Below are 1,296 nucleotides of genomic sequence, written 5' to 3' on the forward strand. Positions count from 1 at the left end.
CTTGCCGAATGCGATAGACCACATCTCCAAGCGTCAGGTGCTTGTCGTTCTTCATCCAGTCCTGACGCTGAGTTTCTAACAAGTTCTGCGTCAGGTACTGGATGGCCCAAAACCGCTGAATGCCTTCAAAAGAGAGCAACTGATAGTGGTCAAAGCCTAACAACTCTTTGAAATAGCGATAGCCGGTTTCGATGTTCCAGCGTACGTGATAATAGCGTTGGATCGTGACGAGGTCCAAGCTTACATCCGTGCACAGGAGACAAACCTGAGGCTTGCTAGAATCGGTGTATGCCTCTTTCCAAGACAGCAGAGCTTTGACGTTTTCCATTTCGCTTAAGGGTCCTTCATATTCATAAACCCAGTACGTTCCCTGGCCCTCCACCGTAACGGAGCGGAGGTCAGACTTGCGAAGGTATTGGGTAGCGAAATCAGCTATAGCAATCGGGATGCCGCTGACGCAGATCAGCCGGTTCGTCTTTACAGCGGCGATGACATGAAAACCCCTGCTGTTGCAGGCATTGATGACCTTCTCACTGGTGTACCAGCTATCCATCAGAACGTAAACTTGCTCGTCTTGCGAAGCCGGGAAGGATTCAATCATCTCCAGGGCAAGATCGTTCTTACTTTTAAAGGGCAGGCGGTGCTGATTGCAATATTCTTCACGGTAATAAGGACGGAAATCCCAGGCATAGGAACAGCCTGCACTTACCACGTGAGCCGTGACCACGCAGTGGCACCAGACGGATTTCCCAGCTTCGTGTGAATATTGAAAACTCAGCGCTTCCATTTTCTTCGTCGAAGGTTCCTTTTTACAGCAAGTATCATCCACGATGAAGAATACGAGTTGCCGAGAATCACCACGCTTTGTTCGTTTAGCACGAATCTTATCTATGACAACTTGCATACGTCTACGTTGCATCCGGTTGACGCACCATGGTGAGTGATTCAAGAAATTCGTGACATTGCTGAGGTGACGGTCTCCTCGGGCAGCTTGCTGAATTTGCGTTATATTTTTACGTCCGGCACAAAGAATGATGCCGTGAACGAGGGTAAACAAATGACCGAGTTGTGGTTTAGAAAATTCTAGCTTTAAGGCTAAAATGAACTTGACGATAGGCAAGTAGAGGGATACCATAAGATTGGGACATCTCCTTTTACTGGAAATTTTGGCGTGGTAACCAAAAATTTCTCTATTCAAAGGCGATGTCCTTCTTCTGTTTATGGATTCGACGAAGCTTCTAAATTCCTGGCCTTATGCTACTTTCGTCGACAGCATTATTTTCGCAACACTCAAGT

Annotated in this window: 1 protein-coding gene; it reads right to left on the minus strand. The window is 47.1% G+C overall.

What is annotated here, in order from left to right; all coding sequences use genetic code 11:
- Positions 1-1,120: IS701 family transposase (locus LRL21_RS44630; RefSeq protein WP_240422190.1), on the minus strand; the 1,120-nt coding region annotated here is incomplete at its 3' end.
- Positions 1,121-1,296: the final 176 nt, after the last annotated feature.

Source organism: Paenibacillus periandrae (assembly GCF_022458865.1).
Taxonomy (GTDB): domain Bacteria; phylum Bacillota; class Bacilli; order Paenibacillales; family NBRC-103111; genus Paenibacillus_S; species Paenibacillus_S periandrae.